This is a genomic window from Bradyrhizobium erythrophlei (assembly GCF_900129505.1).
In the GTDB taxonomy this organism is placed as follows: domain Bacteria; phylum Pseudomonadota; class Alphaproteobacteria; order Rhizobiales; family Xanthobacteraceae; genus Bradyrhizobium; species Bradyrhizobium erythrophlei_D.
This window is the reverse complement of record NZ_LT670818.1, coordinates 6,774,243-6,792,651: the sequence shown is the minus strand read 5'-3', so window position 1 is coordinate 6,792,651 and position 18,409 is coordinate 6,774,243. Positions and strand designations below refer to the sequence as shown.

The window sequence follows — 18,409 nt, the reverse complement described above, 5'->3', positions numbered from 1 at the left end:
CAACGCGCACTTTCGACGCTAAAGCTGATTGGTCCGATCGCGAAACGCTTCCACCATCAGCGGGTTAAGGCCGAGTTCGCTGAGCGCCTCGCGGGCGCGGGCATTGTCATGGGCGCGTCCGGCCAGGCGATGGCCGCTGAGCCGGTCGGGCAGCGCCGTCAACAGCGCGCCCTGTCCGAGCCGTCGCGCCCATTCCTGCAGGTCCTGCGACAGGAACCGGTAGCCGCCGACCGCCATGATGCCCGAGGGCGGCGCGGTGATGCAGATCGCGCCGCTGGAACGGTCGATCCGCGCGGCATAGTCGGTGTCGACGAAATCGCGCGGCGGCTCCGCCACCAGCGAGTCGCTTGGGGGCCGGGGAGGGGCGTAGGACGCGGGCGTCACCATCGGTCCGCGCAAGGCCAGCGTGCCCTTCGGCGTCAGGAAGATCTCGCCCGCGATCGACGAGCCCGGAGCCTCGCGGGGCGCGCCCTGCTTTCCCGGCGTGATCGCTGCCGGCGCGCCGCCCTCGCCGCGGCGGGCGCCGAACAGGCCGGCCTCACCGAACAGATAGACATCCGTCAGGACAGCTTGCTGCGCCGGCCAGAGCGGGCTCGAGGCCACTTGTTCGGGCGCGCGCCAAAGGCCGAGCACATTGCGCAGGGTCGGCAGCCGCGAGGGCATGTCGGTTTCGCCCAGCCGCAACGCCAGTTGCGCCGGTGCGATCAGCGTATCGCAGAATTGCTCGTTGATCTGCTGCTCCATTACCTCGCTATCGAACGGATGGTGCAGCGCCAGCGTGCCGCCCGTCAGCAGCCAGACCGCCAGCGAGGAAGCAAGACCCGCGAACGAGCTCAGCGCGAACGCCGACGTGAGCGTCGTGCCTTGCGGCAGGTCGCTTTCGAGCGACAAGGCGAGCCCGCCGGCAATCAGATGCAGATGCGTCCGCGGTACCGGACGGAAGCCCTCAACCGTCACGTCGAACGAAATGATCGCGGCCTTGCGGCCGTCCTCCACGACGGGGCGGGTGGTGGAGGATTGGTTTTCGATCGCCAGATCGAGTGAGGCCATGCCCTCAGGCAGGTCCGTGCCGAAGCCGCAGACATGACGGATCGAGAACGCTTCGGCGGCGGCGTTCATCGCAAGATCGGCATGATTGACACCGTCGATCTTGCTCGATGTCACGATCGCGCGCGCCCCGGTGCGGTTGAGCGCGACCGTCAGCTCGGCCTGCCGCCACAACAGCGGAAACAGCGCGACCACGAGGCCGGCCCGGTGCGCGGCCAGCACCGTCAGCACGAACTCGACGGTATTCGGAAGTTGCACCGCGATCACGGAATTGTTCGGCAAGCCCGCTTCGATGAAGTGCGCCGCGAGCGCGGAGATCGCGCGGTCGGCCCCGGCGAAGGTCAGCCGCTTGGGCGGTTGCGCCGTGACGCGCGCCTTGTTGAGGGGATCGAGCAGCGCCAGCGCGTCCGGCTTTCGCGCCAGGACCCGGCGAAACAATACGTCAAGCGTCGGCGATGCGTTGTTCTGGATCACGGGATCACTTCGGTTGCCGCTCCGGCCGCTGCCACCAGGTTTCCGGGAGATAGCCCGACAAGGCGGTGACCTTAGGCCGTTCTATCCGATTCCACCGCGCGATCCATTGCTCCTGCACGTTAAACACCGGAATAGCGTAAAAGCCGGACATCAACGCCCGGTCCAGCGCCCGCACCGCCGAGACAAAAGCGGGATGGGCGCGCGCCTCCAGCATGGCCGCGATCATGGCGTCGATGGCGGGATCCCTGGCGCCCATGTAGTTTCTTGTGCCCTGGACGCCCGCCGCCTCGCTGCCCCAATAGAAATACTGCTCATTGCCCGGCGACAGCGACTGATCCCAGCGGTTCTGGATCATGTCGAAGTCGAAAGCGAGCCGGCGCTGATCGAATTGAACCGGGTCGACCGCGCGCACCGTGGCCTCGATGCCGGCGCGCTTCAGGTCGCGCAGATACGCCAGCGCAATGCGCTCCTGATCGCGCGTCGTCACCAGGATTTCGAAGCTGAGGGGCGCTTTGGTCGAACGCTGCCGCAGCACCGTGCCGTCGAGATCGTAGCCTGCCTGCGATAGCAGCGTCAGTGCGCCGCGCAGCGCGGTGCGATCGCGGCCCGAGCCGTCGCTGACGGGAAGACGGTAGCTGCCGTCGAGAATGTCAGGCGTGAGATGCGATGCGAAGGGTTTTAGCAGTTCGCGCTCGCGGTCGTCCGCGAGCAGGCCATAGGCCGACAGCTCGGAGCCCGCGAAGTAGCTCGCCGAGCGGCCATAGAGCCCGAAGAAGTAATTCCGGTTGATCCAGTCGAAATCGAACAACAGCGTCAACGCCTGGCGCACGCGGAGATCGGCAAACATCGGACGGCGGGTATTGAACACCAGGAACTCCGACGGCTGCGGCATTCCGGTCCTGATGGTGTCGCGGATCACCTCGCCGTCGCGGGCGGCCGGAAAATCGTAGCCGTCATTCCAGCGCAGCGGCTCGGTTTCGACGCGAAAATCGTAGAGGCCGCGTTTGAACGCTTCGAAGTGACCGTTGGCCTCGCGATAGAAATCAAGCCTGATCTCGTCGAAATTCCACAGGCCGCGGTTGATGGGCAGGTTGCGGCCCCAATAGTCGGGATTGCGCGTCAGCGTCACGCTCGCGCCGGGCTTTACCGCGCTGACGCGATAGGGGCCGGAGCCGATCGGCGCCGTCATGGTGGTTTCCTCGAAGGTCGCGACATTGACGGCGTGCTTGGGCAATACCGGCATCAGGCCGAGGATCAGCGGCAGTTCGCGGTCGCCGGCCGCCCCGAAATCGAACCGCACCACGAGCGGGTCGATGGCCTCGGCCTTGACAACCTTGGAATAGTACTGGCGGTGATTGGGGCGCCCGTGATCGCGCAGCAAGGCCCAGGAAAACACCACGTCCTCGGCGGTCACCGGCTGCCCGTCGGAGAAGCGCGCCCTGGGATCGAGATGGAAGGTGACATAGCTTCTGGCGTCATCCGTCTCCACGCTCCTGGCCAAAAGGCCGTAGAGCGTGAACGCCTCGTCATTGCCGCGCGCCATCAGGCTCTCGACCACATAGCCCCTGATTTGCTGGACGGCGAGGCCCCTGACGATCAGTGGATTGAGGCTGTCGAAGGAGCCGAGAATGCCCTGTACCAGCCGGCCGCCTTTCGGCGCATCGGGATCGGCATAGGGCATGTGGGTGAAATCGGGCGGCAGGGCAGGCCCGCCGTGCATGGCGATGGCGTAACTCTCGCTCGCCAATGGCTTGCCGGGATTCAACGCCAGCGAGAGGCCGAACGCCGTGCCGACAACGGCTCGAATCCATGTGCTGCGCCATGAAATTCGCAACACGACATGCTGATGTGATTCGGCGTTGCTCACCACTCACTTTTACCATAGCCGACAGCATCCGGCCGCGCCCCGTGCCAATATGAAATATGCTTGTCGGCATTGATCTTTTCGTCTGCCGCTGTATGAAGGCGTGCAATTGACCAAGACCGCAGGGCCTGTCACGTATCCGCCTCATTTGGCAAGGAGACAGCCGCCCCAAGCGGCTAGGTGTCGGTGCCTACAAGCGGTTTCGGGCGCTCCCGTTCAGAAAGGGTTTTCCGCAATGAATTTCCGTATCTTGGCCGCGTCGGTTCGGCCACGTGGGCGGGTTTTGGCCCTGTTGGCGGCGACGGCACTGACCGCGACTTGGCTGGCGCCCGGCGCCCAGGCGCAAACGCCCGCTCCGGCCCCTGGCGCCCCCGCTGCGGCGCCAAAGGCCAAGGCGGCGCCCAAGGCTGCCCCGAAAGCCGCTCCCGCAGCGCCTGGACCGGCCGCGCAACAGGCGGCCCCGCCGCCGGCCGCCGGAGCCCCTGCCGCGGGTGGACAGCCTCAGGATCAGCAAGTTCAGCTGATCTACGCGCCCTGGACCAAGTTCTGCCTGAAGGGCCAGGATGCCAACGCCAAGCAGGTCTGCTTCACCGGCAAGGATGGCCGCATCGAGTCCGGCCAGCCCGTGATCGCCGCCGTCATCATCGAACCGGAAGGCGAGCCGAAGAAGATCCTGCGCGTCACCCTGCCGCTCGGCATGCAGCTGGTGCACGGTACCCGCGTGATCGTCGACACCAACGCCCCGATGCAGAGTCCGTACGTAATCTGCTTCGCCAACGGCTGCATGTCGGATTACGAAGTAACCCCGGAACTGCTCGCCAACATGAAGAAGGGGCAGAACCTGGTGGTGCAGGCGATCAACTCCAACGGCGCGCCGCTCACGCTGCCGCTGCCGCTGGCCGAATTCGCCAAGGCCTATGACGGTCCGCCGACCGACCCGAAGGTGTTCGAGGAAACCCAGAAGAAGCTGCAGGAAGAGTTGCAGAAGCGCGCTGACGAAGCGCGCAAGAAGCTCGAGGCCACACAGCCCGCTAATGGCGCGGCTTCGGCCACCGGGGCCGCAAAGTAACGCGCCGGCGGCTTGCGCTACTGATCAATGAAAAGGCGCCCGGATCGGGCGCCTTTTTTTGTTGGGTGAAAGTGACTTTTAGCCCGGATGGAGCGGAGCGCCATCCGGGAATCCCCGTTATGCCGGCCCCGGATTGCGCTCCGCTCCATCCGGGCTACGACTATAAATCAAATGGTGTCGCCTAGTTCAGCGAGGGATTGCGCGGGCGATAGCCGCCCGATTTGTCCTTGACGAAAATCTCGGCGACCTGCGAATGGCGGATCGGCTCGCCGGAATCGTCTGGCAAAAGGTTCTGCTCGGAGACGTAGGCGACGTATTCCGATTCAGAATTTTCGGCGAGCAGGTGATAGAATGGCTGATCCTTGTGAGGCCGGACGTCCTCTGGAATCGACAACCACCATTCCTCGGTATTGTTGAATTCCGGATCGATATCGAAGATCACGCCCCGGAACGAAAAGATCCGGTGGCGCACGATCTGCCCGATCTGAAACTTGGCGGTCCGCGCTTTAATCATACCTCGTCGAATAGACCATGATTGTGGCCGATGCTAGAGGCAAAGCGGCGAATTAACCTTTGCGTAGCTGGTCTGCCCCAAGTGCCGATCGGGACCAATAACGATGAAAAAGACGCCTCTCGATGGTCGATATCCTCAATCTGGCACTGCCGTATTTCGGCCTGATCTTCATCGGCTTCGCCTGCGGCAAGGCGAAGGGGCTGCCGGAGCAGGGCCTCGCCTGGATGAATTTCTTTCCTGCTCTATGTTTCGCTGCCGGCGCTGCTGTTCGGCATCATGTCGAAGACGCCGTTTGAGGAGCTCAACAATCCGCCGTTCCTGATCGCGACAACGCTCGGCACCACCACCGCGTTTTTCCTTGCGCTGTTCGCCGGCCGCATGATCGGCCGCCTGCCGTTGCGCGAGGCGACGCTGGCCGGCCTCTCCGGAGCCTACGGCAATATCGGCTATATGGGCCCGGGTCTCGCGCTGGCCGTGCTCGGCTCCAAGGCCGCCGCACCGACCGCGCTGATCTTCTGCTGCGACAGCATCTTCCTGTTCACGATCGTGCCGCTGTTGATCGCGCTCACCGACCGCAAGCATCCGTCGCTGTGGCACACGCTCGGAGTCGTGCTGCGCCAGATCGTGCTCAATCCGCTGATCATGTCGGCCTGCCTCGGAGCACTTGCCGCCGCGCTGCACCTCCATCTGCCGGTCGCGGTCGATAGCACGGTATTTTTTCTCCAAAACGCCGCGGCGCCGACGGCGCTGTTCGTGCTCGGCGTGACGGTGGCGCTACGCCCGTTCGGCCGCGTGCCCTGGGAAGTGCCCGGCGTGATCGCGATCAAGTTGTTGATCCATCCGCTGGTGGTATTCGCCCTGATGCTGCTGTTGGGGCCGTTCGCACAACCCTGGGCGGCTACCGCAGTTTTGATGGCGTCGCTGCCGCCGGCGCTCAATGTATTCGTGATCGCGCGGCAGAACGACACCTGGATCGAGCCGGCCTCCGTCGCCGTGCTGATCGGGACCTTTGCTTCCGTCGTCACCCTCACCAGCGTGATGTGGGTGTTGCAGACGGGGCGGCTGGTATTTCCCTAACTAACCCGCCGTGTCGGCCGCCAGGACGGCGCCAGGCCCTCTCTCATGGCGAGGCGCCGCAGCGGACCGAATGAGTCCATCAGATGCAGGCCGGCTGCGCGCAGGCTTTGCATGGGCAGGAAATCGCTGAGCAAGGAGCGGTTGGCAATATCGATGGCGAAGGTGCGGCTCAGTACATCGGCGCGCCGCGCTAAATCGTAGCGTTTCATGACCTGCGGCGAACCGGGGTCTTCGCCCGCGAGCATCGCCTCGCGCACGAGCTCGGCAAGATCGGCGGCGTCGCGCAGTCCCATGTTCAGGCCCTGAGCGCCGATCGGCGGGATCACATGCGCGGCCTCGCCGACCAGTGCAATGCGATGGCGCGCGAACTGCCCCGGTCGCTCGATCGCCAGCGGAAACAGATGGCGTCCCGGTTCGACCCGCAGCTGGCCGAGGATCGAATGCGATTGGGCCTCAGCAGCCTCGGACAATTCGTCGTCGGAAAGCGCGAGCAGCCGTTCGGCCTCCTTCGGCGCTGCGACCCATACGATACTGGAGCGGTCGCCGGGCAGCGGCACGAATACGCAGGGTCCCTGCGGGGTATGAAACTCCGTCGAGATATTTCGGTGCGGCCGCGAATGGCTGACGTTGAACGTCAGCGCCGACTGATTGAGTTCGCGTCGCCTGACCTCGATGCCGGCGGCCTCGCGGCAGAGCGATTGCCGGCCATCGGCGCCGGCCACCAGCCGCGCGGCGAGGGAGCCTCCCTGCGCCGTGCGGATGGCCACATCGGCGTCGCCAGGGCTGACGGTGTCAGCCTCGTCGTCGAACCGCGTCAGCGCCGCAAGCTCGGCCGCGCGCTGTTCCAGCGCAGCCATCAGCAGGCGATTTTCGATGTTGTAGCCGAATTCGTCGAGCCCGATTTCGCTGGCCGAAAACCGTACCTCGGGCGCACGGATCAGCCGGCCGGTATCGTCGACCAGCCGCATCGCCTGTAACGCCGCCGCGTTGTCCTTGCAGCGCGGCCAGACATCCAGGGTTTGCAGGAAATCGACCGAGCCACCCAACAGCGCCGTGGTCCGATTGTCGGCGTAGGGCGCGCGGCGGGCGATCAGGGCCGTCTTCGCGCCGCTCTCGGCCAATGCGATTGCGGTGCCAAGTCCGGCAGGACCGCCGCCGACCACGGCGATGTCAAAGATGGCTGGAGCATCGTTCATATCGGGACAATTGACGTTCCCGGCGGCATTTTCAAGCCCGCATCGGTCGCCAAGGTTCCAACTATTTACGCGGCTGATCGCCGCAACCGCGGATGTGCAAACCAGGAGGATTCCTGATAGTCCTGCTGGCCAAATGGACCGGATTAGCCAGCAGGATTCCCCATCCGCGCCAGCGGGAGCACGTGCGGCCGCGTTTTCCGTACATGTACTCACGGCTTTTGGCGCCGGCCTCGCCTTGCTCGCGCTGCTGGAGGCCGTGCGCGAGCACTGGGCAGCGATGTTTGCCTGGCTCGGCGTGGCTCTCGTCGTCGACGCGCTCGACGGCCCGATCGCGCGCCGGCTGGATGTCGTGCGCGTGCTGCCGAACTGGTCGGGCGAAGTGCTCGACCTCGTGGTCGATTTCGTCACCTACGTCTTCGTGCCGGCCTACGCCATCACCGCGAGCGGGCTGCTGCTGCCGCTGGCGGCGCCGCTGCTCGGCATAGGAATAACGGTCACCGGGGCGCTGTATTTTGCGGACCGGCGCATGAAGAGCCCCGACAACCATTTTCGCGGATTTCCGGGCCTGTGGAATGTCGCGGCATTCTACCTGTTCCTGCTGCATCCGTCGCCGGCGCTCGCCAGCCTCGGGGTCGTCGTGTTGATCGTCGCGACTTTTCTTCCCTTCCACGTCGTGCATCCGGTCCGCGTGCGACGGCTGCGCTGGCTCACCTTGTCGCTGATCGCCCTCTGGGCGGCGCTCATGATCTTCACCGTGGCGAGCGATTTCGACGTCGGCGCGCCCGTCACCATCGCGCTGTGCGCGATTGCGGCCTATGTCGTGGCGAGCGATGCCGCGATCCGCCTGGTGAGATCGTTTCACACATGATCGAATTGTGGACCAGCCCTGAGGCCTGGGCGGCATTGTTGACCCTGACGGCGCTCGAGATCGTTCTCGGCATCGACAACGTGATCTTCCTGTCGGTCATCGTCTCGCGCATACCGGCGAAGCAGGCGAAGCGTGCGCGTCAAATCGGGTTGGCGCTGGCGCTGGTATTTCGTATTCTCGTGCTCAGCCTGCTGGTGTGGCTGATCGGCCTGACCCGGGACGTCTTCACGCTGCGGGGCATCGGCTTTTCCTGGCGCGACATCATCCTGATCGGTGGCGGGCTGTTCCTGATCGCAAAGGCCACCCACGAAATCCACGCCGAGGTCGAAGCGGCGGATGACGAGAATGCCGGCGCCACGGGGGGCGGAGCGTTCTTCTGGGTGATCGTCCAGATCATCATCATCGACATCGTGTTCTCGCTGGATTCCATCATCACCGCAATCGGCATGGCGCAGGACCTCGAAATCATGATCGCCGCCGTCGTCATTGCCTGCATCATCATGTATGTCTCGTCCGGCCCGGTCGCGCGATTCGTGGCCGAGCATCCGACCACGAAAATGCTGGCACTGGCGTTCCTGGTGCTGATCGGAGTGGCGTTGGTCGCCGACGGATTCAAGTTTCATATTCCGCGGAGCTACATCTACTTCGCCATCGCGTTCTCGGCGGCGGTCGAGTTCTTCAATGTATTGGCCAGGCGCAACCGCAAGAAGGCGATTAACTAGCCGGCGGGACCTCCATACGACCATTGAGTTGACAACGCAGCGTCGATGGCTTTCCGTTGATCCCTGAGGAAACGCCGAGGGAGAACCTGAGATGACCAAGGCTGTGCGGGTGCACAAGGTAGGGGGTCCCGAAGCCCTGGTTTACGAGGCCGTGGACGTGCCCGCGCCGGGACAGGGCGAGGTTCGTATCCGCCAGCACGCCGTCGGATTGAACTTCATCGACGTCTACTTCCGCACCGGCCTCTACAAGGCGCCCGGACTGCCATTCGTCGTCGGCAATGAGGCGGCGGGCGAGGTGCTGTCGGTCGGGCCCGGCGTGACCAATTTTCATCCCGGCGACCGCGTCGCCTATTATTTCAACCTCGGCGGCTATGCCAGCGAGCGCAACATCCCGGCGGAAAAGCTGGTCAAGCTGCCCGACCACATCACCTATGAGCAGGGCGCGGTGTTGATGCTGAAGGGGCTGACGGTGTGGTACCTGCTGCACAAGACCTTCAAGGTCGAACCGCACCATCGCGTGCTGATCCACGCCGCCGCCGGCGGCATCGGCCTATTGGCCTGCCAGTGGGCGAGGGCGCTCGGCGCGCATGTCATCGGCACCGTCGGCTCCAAGGCGAAGGCGGACCTTGCGCTCGCCAATGGCTGCGATCACGTCATCCTCTACAACGACGAGGATTTCGTGGCGCGCGTCAAGCAGATCAGCCGCAACGAACTCTGCGACGTCGTCTATGACGGCGTCGGCAAGACCACGTTTCCGGGCTCGCTCTCCTGCCTGAGGCCGCGCGGGCTGTTCGTGAGCTTCGGCAACGCGTCGGGCCCGGTGCCGCCGTTCTCGATCGCCGAACTCAACAATCACGGCTCGGTGTTTGCAACGCGGCCGAAGCTCAACGACTACATCGGCAAGCGCTCGGAACTGCTGGAAGGCGCCGACACCCTGTTCGCCGCCGTCATCAACGGCAAGCTGCACGTGCCGATCAACCACGCCTACGCGCTCAAGGATGCCGCCAAGGCGCATATCGACCTGGAAAGCCGGGCCACGACGGGTGCGTCGATCCTGAAGCCGTAGTGCTTCAACCAGTGCGATTTATGGCCTCGTCATTGCGAGCGCAGCGAAGCAATCCATGCTGCGACAGATGGATTGCTTCGTCGCTTCGCTCCTCGCAATGACGAGCGAAATACCTATGCGACCAGCCTCGCAGCGCCGATCCTGGCGAGGATCGCGTCCAGGCAATCGGTCATCAGCGCGATTTCCGCGCGCGTGACGTTGAGCGCCGGCATGAAGCGCAGCGCATCCGGCCGCGGCGCGTTGAGCAGAACGCCGTCCTCAAAGGCTTGTGCGACGACCGACGCGGCGATCGGAATCTTCAGGTCGAGCGCGAGCAACAGCCCACGGCCGCGGACCTCGCCGAGGCCGTGGCGCGCGGAAATTCGCTGCAGTTCGCTTTCCAGATAGAGGCTGGTGTCAGTGACCGATTTCAGGAAAGCGGGTTCGGCGACGTGCCGCAGGACGGCGAGCCCCGCCGCGCACATCAGCGGGTTGCCGTTGAACGTCCCGCCCTGGTCGCCATGTTCGAAGCAGGCGGCCGCCCGCGTCGCCAGCAGTGCGGCCAGCGGAACGCCGCCGCCGATGCCTTTGCCGAGCGTCATGATGTCGGGCTCGATATCGGCATGTTCATAATGGAACAGCTTTCCGGTGCGGCCCATGCCGGTCTGGATCTCGTCGACGATCAGCAGCAGGCCATGCGCCTTGGTCAGTTCCCGCAGATCGCGCAGGAATTGATCCGTCGCCGGCCAGACGCCTGATTCGCCCTGGATCGGTTCCAGCATCACGGCGACGGTCTTGTCCGTGATCAGGCGCTGTACCGAGGCGAGATCGTTCAGTTGGGCCTTCGGAAAGCCCGATACCTTGGGTTCGAACAACGGCTCGAACGCCTTCTTGCTCGAGGCCGACATCGTCGCCAGCGTCCGGCCGTGAAACCCGCCCTCGAAGGTGATGATCTCGTACGCGCCGCCCTTGTGCAGCGCGCCGTATTTGCGGGCGAGTTTTATCGCGCCTTCATTGGCTTCGGCGCCTGAGTTAGCGAAGAAGACCTGGTCGAAAGAGCTTTGATCGGTGAGCAGTTTTGCCAGTTTCAGGCTAGGCTCGTTGTAAAAAGCCGGGCTCGGCGTCAGCAGCTGTTTGGCCTGCGCAGCCAGCGCTTCCGCGACGATAGCCGGGGAGTGGCCGAGGCAATTGACTGCCCAGCCCAGCATGAAATCGAGATAGCGCTTGCCATGGTCGTCCCACAGAAACGCGCCTTCGCCGCGGACGAAGACGACCGGCGGCCGCGCAGTGATATTCATCAATGCGTCAAACGGATGGGTGGCGATGTTCATGGCAAACTCCTGGGGTTGAAATGGAAAGGCAGGCCAAAACGGAAGAAGGCCGCACTTTGGGGGGCGGCCTTCTCGAAAACGGTGCTGATCTCAGGTGTTCAGCGTTGTCGTCGGACATGGCGCGCACGATCATCGTCACGGGCGTGACGACGGCAGGCGGCGCGGAGTTGGGTCCGGGTGAAGATCATGGAACAGGCCCATACAGCCGAAGGGTGTGGTCTGTCAAGCGCGCCTAGAAGCCGGCGACGCTGCCGTGCAGGTCGTACTCATCCGATCGTTCGATCCTGGCGGTGACGATCTCGCCGACTTTCAGGGGACGCCGGCTCGAAAGATAGACCGCGCCGTCGATCTCTGGCGCGTCCGATTTCGAGCGGCCTTTCGCAACGGTCGGGCCGACTTCGTCGATGACGATCTGCTGCCGCGTGCCGACCTTGCGCTTCAGGCGACGGGCGGAAATCTTCTGCTGCCGCGCCATCAGCGCGTTCCAGCGTTCCTGCTTGATCTCGTCGGGCACGGCATTGGGAAGCGCGTTCGACGAGGCGCCCGCCACCGGCTCGTATTTGAAGCAGCCGACGCGGTCGATGTCGGCCTGATCGAGCCAGTCGAGCAGATAGGCAAAGTCGGAATCGGTCTCGCCGGGAAAACCGACGATGAAGGTGGAGCGCAGGGTGAGGTCAGGACATTGCTCGCGCCACTTTTTGATCCGCCCCAGCGTCTTGTCCTGCGCCGCCGGGCGCTTCATGGCCTTAAGGATCTCGGGGCTCGCATGCTGGAAGGGAATATCGAGGTAAGGCAGGATTTTGCCTTCCGTCATCAGGCCGATGACCTCGTCGACATGCGGGTAGGGGTAGACATATTGCAGCCGCACCCAGGCGCCGAATTCGCCGAGCTCTTTGGCGAGGTCGAAGAATTTGGCGCGCACCGCGCGGTCCTTCCATGGGCTCTCGGCATATTTGATATCGACGCCATAGGCGGAGGTGTCCTGCGAGATCACCAGCAACTCCTTGACCCCGGCGGCTACCAGTTTCTCCGCCTCGCGCAGCACGTCGCCCGCGGGCCGCGACACCAGATCGCCGCGCAGCTTCGGGATGATGCAGAAGCTGCAGCGGTTGTTGCAGCCCTCGGAAATCTTCAAATAGGCGTAGTGCCGCGGCGTCAGCTTGATGCCCTGCGGTGGCACCAGATCGAGATGCGGATTGTGCACCGGCGGCAGCGCGCGGTGCACGGCATCGAGCACGCTCTCATATTGCTGCGGTCCCGTGATCGAGAGCACGCCCGGATAGGCGGCCTCGATCTGCTCGGGTTCCGCGCCCATGCAGCCGGTGACGATGACCTTGCCGTTCTCGGCCATGGCCTCGCCGATGGCGCCGAGCGATTCCTGTTTGGCGCTGTCGAGGAAGCCGCAGGTATTGACGATGACGAGGTCGGCGCCGTCATGCTTGCGCGCCAGCTCGTAGCCCTCGGCGCGCAGCCGCGTGATGATGCGCTCGGAATCCACCAGCGCCTTGGGGCATCCCAGTGAAACAAAGCTGACTTTGGGCGCGGCGGCCTGTGGCATGTCTGATCTGTCCGTTGAAGGGCAGGAGCTAGTCCCAATTGCTCATAATTACAAGGCTTTGAGCCGGCTTGCGGCGTGCTATTGATAAGTCGCCGGAACGCGAGTCATCGATGGGCGCCGAGTCTTCACCTAAGATCGTCATTGTGGACGAAAGCCCGATCCGCGCAGCGATCCTCGAGGAGGGGCTGCGGGAAGCAGGTTTTACCGGCGTGGTCCATATCAGCGAAATGCAAAGTCTTTTGGCTCGCATCTACGCGCTCGACCCCGACGTCATCCTGATCGACCTGGAAAACCCCAGCCGCGACGTGCTGGAACAGATGTTCCAGGTCAGCCGCGCGGTTCGGCGGCCGATCGCGATGTTCGTCGACCAGAGCGACGCGGCGTCGATTCAGGCTTCCGTCGACGCCGGCGTCTCCGCCTACATCGTCGACGGGCTGAAAAAGGAGCGGATCAAGCCGATCCTCGACCTCTGCATCTCCCGTTTCAACGCCTTCGCGAAACTGCAGGGCGAACTCGATCGGGCCAAGTCCGCGCTGGAGGACCGCAAGGTGATCGACCGCGCCAAGGGAATCCTGATGAAGCTGAAGGGCCTCACCGAAGACGAGGCCTATGTGCTGCTGCGGTCGACCGCCATGCGCGAGAAAAAGAAGATCGGCGAGATCGCCCAGTCGATCCTGACCGCGTCGGAGTTGCTGAAATGACCCATCCGCTTCGCATAGGATTCATTCCGCTGGTCGACGCCGCAGCGCTGATCGTCGCCGTCGACAAGGGATTTGCCGCGGCAGAGGGGCTCGACGTCACCCTGGTGCGGGAAGTGTCATGGTCGAACGTCCGCGACAAGCTCAACATCGGCCTGTTCGACGCTGCCCATCTTTTGGCGCCGGTCGCGATCGCCTCCAGCCTCGGGCTCGGACATGTCAAGGTACCGATCGCCGCGCCCTTTAATCTCGGCCTCAACGGCAACGCCATTACGGTATCGCCGGCGCTGCATGCCGCGATCATGGCGGAGCTCGATGGGGACCGCTTTGATCCGATGGCGACCGCGCTGGCGCTGTCGCGGGTGGTCGCCACGCGTCGCAGAAGCGGCGCGGAACCGCTGACCTTCGGCATGACCTTTCCGTTCTCCACCCACAATTACCAGCTGCGATTCTGGATGGCGGCCGGCGGCGTCGATCCCGATGAGGACGTGCGTCTTGTGGTGCTGCCGCCGCCTTATATGGTGGACAGCCTTGCCAATGGTCACGTCGATGCGTTTTGCGTCGGCGCCCCCTGGAATTCGGTCGCGGTCGATCTCGGCATCGGCCGCATCCTGCATTTCGTCTCGGACATCCTGGTGCGCGCGGCGGAGAAGGTGCTCGCGGTCAGGCAGAACTGGTCGGAGAAGAACCCGCAACTCGTCGCCGCCCTGATCCGGGCCGCATTCCGCGCCGCCGAATTCATCGAGCAGCCCGAGAACCGCGCCGAGGCGGCGCGCATCCTCGGCGCACCGGAGCGGATCGGGGTCGATCCAGACGTGATCCAGCGGACCCTCGACGGCCGGCTCAAGATTTCGCCCGACGGAGTCATGCGCGAAAGCAGCCGCTATCTGCTGGTGGCACGGGAAAACGCGGCGCGCCCCGATCCCGTGCAGGCCGCCTGGCTCTATGCGCAGATGGTGCGCTGGGGACAGACCCCCTTCAGCCCCGAGGCGCTTGCGACCGCCGAGGCGGTGTTCAGGCCTGACCTCTACGATGCGGCACTTGGACGCGACGGGAAGGGTGCTGACGTGCCCGAGACGATCGGTGCCTTCGCCGGCCCGCCGTTCGATGCCAACGACATTGGCGGCCATCTGGCGGCGTTCGCCATCGGACGCCGGCTGTCCTGAGGCGGTTGGGGCATTTCCGGGCAGGAATCCCGATGGGCTATTTTTTAGGCTACCTGCTCGAAATCAGCAGCACCGATCCCGGTCGGGGTTCCTGCATCCCGCCGTAACTCTTTGAATTATCAAGATATGTCCTAGACGGGTGTGTGGCACGCAACTTGAATGTTGCGGTGCAGCCAGCCGTCGCAGATGCCCGCTGGCTTATGTCCGAGATGGATTTCCGCAGCAACGAGGCTGGTCGGACCGCGCCTTGGAAAATTGAGCCGGCGTTTGGCGCCGAATCGATTTCCACGCGGTCACTTTCCCTTTCCCGTTGAAGCCACCGATCGTGGCCGCAGGAGCTTCGTCGCCCAACATGAAAATCGAACCACTCTCAGTCGACTTTAGCGACGAGCAAAAGCGCTACCTCGAAGGGTTCGCCACGGGCTTGCAGATCAGCAAGGTCGGGCGGGGCCTCGGCGGCGCCAGCGCCGGCAAAGGCAATGCCGAGCCGAGCGGACCTGAGGCCGCGCATATCAAGGCGCAGGACAAGGTCTTGGCTTCCGGCAAGAAACTCGCCGACCAGGAAAAATTCAAACGCGACGAGCATCCGTTCGACGCCTATTCGCGGCTGAAAGAGCAGGCGCATGACAACGCGCCGCCGTCACCGGCGGACAATTTCCGCTGGCGCTATTACGGCCTGTTCTATGTCGCGCCGGCGCAGGATTCCTATATGTGCCGCTTAAGGATCCCGAACGGTATCCTCAAGCACTGGCAGTTGTCGGGCATGGCCGATCTCGCCGAGCGGCTGTGCGGACCGTTTAGCCACGTCACCACCCGCGCCAACCTGCAGGTGCGCGAAATTCCGCCGAAGCATGCGGTGGCTCTGATCGAGGGCATCCAGGATCTCGGCCTGTGCTCGCGCGGCTCCGGCGCCGACAACATCCGCAATGTCACGGGCACGCCGACCGCCGGGATCGATCCGCAGGAACTGCTCGACACCCGCGAATACGCCCGCGAATGGCACTATCACATTCTCAACGACCGCTCGCTGACGGGACTGCCGCGCAAGTTCAACGTCGCCTTCGACGGCGCCGGCAAGATCGCCGTGCTCGAGGATACCAACGACATCGCCTTTGCCGCGATCGAGGTGAATGACGGCTTCGGCGTCGAGCCCGGCATCTGGTTCCGGCTGGGGATCGGCGGCATTACTGGCCACAAAGATTTTGCCAGGGAAACCGGCATCATCGTCCGGCCGGCGGACGCGACCAAGGTCGCGGATGCCATCGTGCGTGTGTTCATTGATCTCGGCGACCGTACCAACCGGCTCAAGGCGCGGCTGAAATACGTCATCGACGGCATGGGCATGGAAAAATTCCTCACCCTCGTCGAGGAAAAACTCGGCCAGGCCCTGACCCGCGTGCCCGGCGAAGCGCTCGCGCCGCGCCCGGCCTTCGACCGCATGGCGCATATCGGCGTGCACCAGCAGAAGCAGGAAGGCCTGAACTGGATCGGCGTCGCGCTGCCGCTCGGCAAGGTGACGTGTGAGCAAATGCATGGACTGGCGAAGATCGCGCACGATCTCGGTGACGGCGATATCCGATTGACCGTGTGGCAGAACCTCCTGATTCCGGGCGTGCGCGATGAAAATGTTGGATTGGCGGTTGCGGCCATTGAAGCCATCGGGCTTTCAACCAACGCATCGCAAATCCGCGCCGGGCTGATTGCCTGCACGGGGAACGCTGGCTGCAAGTTCGCAGCGTCCGACACCAAGCGCCATGCCGCCGCGATCGGCGACTGGTGCGAGCCGCGCGTCGAGATCAATACGCCGCTCAACATCCATCTCACCGGCTGCCACCATTCCTGCGCGCAGCACTACATCAGCGATATCGGCCTGATCGGCGCCAAGGTCCCGGTCGGCGAAGAGGACGATACCGTCGAGGGCTACCATCTGTTCGCCGGCGGCGGCTTCGGTCCGAATGCCGATGTTGGGCAGGAGGTCTATCACGACCTCAGGGCCGAGGACGCGCCGAAGACGGTGGAGAAGCTGTTGAAGGCTTATCTCGCACATCGCGCTTCCCCGGACGAAACCTTTCTCACCTTCGCGCGCCGCCACGACGGCGAAACTTTGCGCCAACTCGCAGAAGCAGAGGCTTCCACATGAACCAGATGACGCCTCCGCCCAGGATCGAAATCATTCCTCCAAGCGCGCCGTTTTCGGAAGCGCAGCGCTCCTGGCTCAACGGGTTCTTTGCCGGCCTTTTGTCGACCGACGGTCCCGTGGCCTTGTCGGCGGAGCAGGGCGCCAATTTGCTGCAAGGCTCGGGCAGCGATGGCGATGACGGCGAAGCGCCCTGGCACGACCAGACCATGCCGATCGCCGAGCGCATGAAGCTCGCGGAAGGCCGCCCCATGCGAAGGCGGATGATGGCGGCGATGGCGCAGCAGGATTGCGGCCAGTGCGGCTACAATTGCCACGATTATTCCGAGGCGATCGCCAGCAAGGCAGAAGCGCGGCTCAATCTCTGCGTTCCCGGCGGCAAGGAAACCGCGCGGATGCTGAAGACGCTGCACGAGGAGCTGGAGAAGACGCCGGTCGCGTCGTCCAGCCCGGCGCTCGCGCCCGCCGCCGCCTCGCCGGTAGTCACCGCGGAGCCCGGGCGATCGCGCGACAATCCGGTCGCGGCGACGTTCCTGTCGCGCCGCCTCCTGAATAGGCCCGGATCGGAAAAGGAAACCTGGCACATCGATTTCGATCTCTCGGGCTGTGGCCTCGACTATGTCGTCGGCGACTCCTTCGGCATTTTTGCGCAAAACAATCTCGGCCATGTCGATCAGATCATCGCGCTGCTCGGCGCGTCGCATTTGACCGAAGTAAGAGGCAAGACGCTGCGCGAAGCGTTGACATCAGACGTGTCGCTGGCGCCCGCGCCGGATTCATTGTTCGAACTCATCTCCTTCATCACCGGTGGCGCGCAGCGTGAGAAGGCGCGCGCGCTGGCGCAGGGCGAGGATCCCGACGGCGATGCCGCGACGCTGGACGTGATGGCCGCGTTGCAGAAATTTTCCGGCGTGCGCCCGCATCCCGAAGCTTTTGTCGAAGCGCTGGAGCCGCTGCAGCCGCGGCTCTATTCGATCTCGTCGTCGCACAATGCCACGCCCGGTAAATTGTCGCTGACCGTCGATTGCGTGCGCTACGTGGTGGGTAAGCGCAAACGGCTGGGGCTGGCCTCGACCTTCCTGGCCGAGCGCATCAAGCCTGGCGATCAGCTCAAGGTCTATGTGCAGAAGGCACACGGCTTCGCGTTGCCGCAGGATGCGAAGGTGCCGATCATCATGATCGGACCCGGTACCGGCATCGCGCCGTTCCGCGCCTTTCTGCTCGACCGCAAGGCGACCGGCGCGCCCGGCAAGAACTGGCTGTTCTTCGGCCATCAGCGCAGCGAATGTGACTTTTTCTACTCAGACGAACTGAATGCGCTGAAGACGTCAGGTCTGCTGACACGGTTGTCGCTGGCATGGTCGCGCGACGGCGACAAGAAATTCTACGTGCAGGATCGCATGCGCGAGGTCGGCCGCGAATTGTGGAACTGGCTGGCCGAAGGCGCCAACATCTATGTCTGCGGCGACGCCAAGCGGATGGCGAAGGATGTCGAGCGCGCGCTGGTCGATATTGTCGCGCAATTCGGCGCGCGGACCACCGACGAGGCGGTGCTGTTTGTCGGGGAACTCAAGAAGAAGGGCCGGTTCCAGCTGGATGTCTATTGATCGGGTTCCAGTTGGATCAAATCGGGCCGAATAATA

Annotated in this window: 14 protein-coding genes and 1 pseudogene; 9 read left to right on the top strand and 6 right to left on the bottom strand. The window is 64.0% G+C overall.

Annotation, left to right across the window (positions count from 1 at the left end):
• Positions 1 to 18: 18 nt before the first annotated feature.
• Positions 19 to 1,521, bottom strand: coding sequence for a class I adenylate-forming enzyme family protein (locus B5525_RS31640; protein ID WP_079569583.1), 1,503 nt, complete (start codon positions 1,519 to 1,521; stop codon positions 19 to 21).
• Between the two features lie 4 nt (positions 1,522 to 1,525).
• Positions 1,526 to 3,292, bottom strand: coding sequence for an extracellular solute-binding protein (locus tag B5525_RS31635; protein ID WP_244568102.1), 1,767 nt, complete (start codon positions 3,290 to 3,292; stop codon positions 1,526 to 1,528).
• A gap of 328 nt (positions 3,293 to 3,620) precedes the next feature.
• On the opposite strand from B5525_RS31635, the gene B5525_RS31630 reads away from it, so the two are divergent.
• Entirely contained in the window at positions 3,621 to 4,454 is an 834-nt protein-coding gene (locus B5525_RS31630) for an invasion associated locus B family protein (RefSeq protein WP_079569582.1), read from the top strand.
• A 181-nt stretch (positions 4,455 to 4,635) separates the two neighbouring features.
• Here the strand turns inward: B5525_RS31630 and hspQ are convergent, their stop codons facing one another.
• Positions 4,636 to 4,968, bottom strand: a complete 333-nt coding sequence (hspQ, locus tag B5525_RS31625; protein ID WP_079569580.1) for a heat shock protein HspQ — start codon at positions 4,966 to 4,968, stop codon at positions 4,636 to 4,638.
• A gap of 122 nt (positions 4,969 to 5,090) precedes the next feature.
• On the opposite strand from hspQ, the pseudogene B5525_RS31620 reads away from it, so the two are divergent.
• Positions 5,091 to 6,045: pseudogene (locus tag B5525_RS31620) on the top strand (AEC family transporter).
• Here the strand turns inward: B5525_RS31620 and B5525_RS31615 are convergent.
• On the bottom strand, positions 6,042 to 7,241 hold the full coding sequence (locus B5525_RS31615; RefSeq protein WP_079569579.1) for a UbiH/UbiF family hydroxylase: 1,200 nt from the start codon (positions 7,239 to 7,241) through the stop codon (positions 6,042 to 6,044). The pseudogene B5525_RS31620 and the gene B5525_RS31615 sit on opposite strands and share 4 nt — an antisense overlap.
• A 133-nt stretch (positions 7,242 to 7,374) precedes the next feature.
• On the opposite strand from B5525_RS31615, the gene pcsA reads away from it, so the two are divergent.
• From pcsA to B5525_RS31600, 3 genes are all read left to right on the top strand, one after another.
• A complete protein-coding gene (gene pcsA, locus B5525_RS31610; protein WP_079569578.1) occupies positions 7,375 to 8,109 on the top strand; it encodes a phosphatidylcholine synthase in 735 nt (244 codons plus the stop codon).
• A complete protein-coding gene (locus tag B5525_RS31605) occupies positions 8,106 to 8,831 on the top strand; it encodes a TerC family protein (protein ID WP_079569576.1) in 726 nt (241 codons plus the stop codon). Before pcsA ends, B5525_RS31605 begins: the two co-directional genes overlap by 4 nt.
• 91 nt (positions 8,832 to 8,922) lie before the next feature.
• Positions 8,923 to 9,897, top strand: coding sequence for a quinone oxidoreductase family protein (locus B5525_RS31600; protein ID WP_079569575.1), 975 nt, complete (start codon positions 8,923 to 8,925; stop codon positions 9,895 to 9,897).
• A 113-nt stretch (positions 9,898 to 10,010) separates the two neighbouring features.
• On the opposite strand, the gene B5525_RS31595 is transcribed toward B5525_RS31600, so the two are convergent.
• Together B5525_RS31595 and rimO are read right to left on the bottom strand one after the other, a co-directional pair.
• Positions 10,011 to 11,207, bottom strand: coding sequence for an acetylornithine transaminase (locus B5525_RS31595; RefSeq protein WP_079569573.1), 1,197 nt, complete (start codon positions 11,205 to 11,207; stop codon positions 10,011 to 10,013).
• A gap of 232 nt (positions 11,208 to 11,439) precedes the next feature.
• Positions 11,440 to 12,765: a 30S ribosomal protein S12 methylthiotransferase RimO gene (gene rimO, locus B5525_RS31585; protein ID WP_079569570.1), complete on the bottom strand. Its 1,326-nt coding sequence runs from the start codon at positions 12,763 to 12,765 to the stop codon at positions 11,440 to 11,442.
• Between the two features lie 110 nt (positions 12,766 to 12,875).
• Here rimO and B5525_RS31580 point away from each other — a divergent pair, with 110 nt between their 5' ends.
• The 4 genes from B5525_RS31580 to B5525_RS31565 all read left to right on the top strand — a co-directional run bounded on the left by B5525_RS31580 (position 12,876) and on the right by B5525_RS31565 (position 18,373).
• Complete coding sequence (locus tag B5525_RS31580) at positions 12,876 to 13,466, top strand: ANTAR domain-containing response regulator (RefSeq protein WP_079569568.1); 591 nt, start codon at positions 12,876 to 12,878, stop codon at positions 13,464 to 13,466.
• Positions 13,463 to 14,629 (top strand): CmpA/NrtA family ABC transporter substrate-binding protein, encoded by a 1,167-nt coding sequence (locus B5525_RS31575; protein ID WP_079569567.1) that lies wholly within the window; start codon positions 13,463 to 13,465, stop codon positions 14,627 to 14,629. Before B5525_RS31580 ends, B5525_RS31575 begins: the two co-directional genes overlap by 4 nt.
• Before the next feature lie 352 nt (positions 14,630 to 14,981).
• On the top strand, positions 14,982 to 16,769 hold the full coding sequence (locus B5525_RS31570) for a NirA family protein (protein WP_079569565.1): 1,788 nt from the start codon (positions 14,982 to 14,984) through the stop codon (positions 16,767 to 16,769).
• Entirely contained in the window at positions 16,766 to 18,373 is a 1,608-nt protein-coding gene (locus B5525_RS31565) for a sulfite reductase subunit alpha (RefSeq protein WP_079569563.1), read from the top strand. The genes B5525_RS31570 and B5525_RS31565 overlap by 4 nt, the downstream gene beginning before the upstream one ends.
• The last annotated feature ends 36 nt before the right edge of the window (positions 18,374 to 18,409 follow it).